The following is a 437-nucleotide window of genomic DNA, read 5'->3' as shown; positions in this document are numbered from 1 at the left end:
CGTCGTCACCCGGCAGAGTCTCCGACAAGCGCACGCGGGTCAGCCGCCACGCCGCGGTGTCCACACCAACGATTGCCGCCACCGTCCCGGCTTGCGCGGCGGCCTCATGGTTGCGTTCGATGGCGCGCCGGAAGACATCCGTCAGCCCCACGTCGGGCGCAATGTCTTCAACTTCGATATAGGCAAAGCGCGCCATCTGCGCCGGCCCCTTGCGGGCGTCGAGCGCCATCTGCGTATGGATGGGCGCGCGGCCAAAGCTCTCGGTCACGACGTGGTAGCGGCCGTTGACCAGAAAGTCGCGAAACGCCGCATCCTGCTTCCACAGATACAGCGACGAATACGCATTGGCCGTCGCACCAAACTCGCCACGCTCACGCAGCAGGAAGGCCTTGAAGAACAGTTCCGGCGCGTCGTCCCACAGCGGGCCGCGTTGACGC

The 437-nt window shown here is 66.1% G+C and carries 1 protein-coding gene; it reads right to left on the bottom strand.

Annotated elements, in window-relative coordinates:
- Positions 1-437 (bottom strand): DUF4865 family protein (locus RVY79_RS17490; protein ID WP_317465757.1); only part of this gene is annotated, 437 nt, incomplete at both ends.

The sequence above is a fragment of the Chromohalobacter sp. HP20-39 genome (assembly GCF_033052815.1).
Classification (GTDB): domain Bacteria; phylum Pseudomonadota; class Gammaproteobacteria; order Pseudomonadales; family Halomonadaceae; genus Chromohalobacter.
The sequence above is the reverse complement of the archived record's forward strand: the minus strand, read 5'-3'. Positions and strand labels throughout refer to the sequence as shown.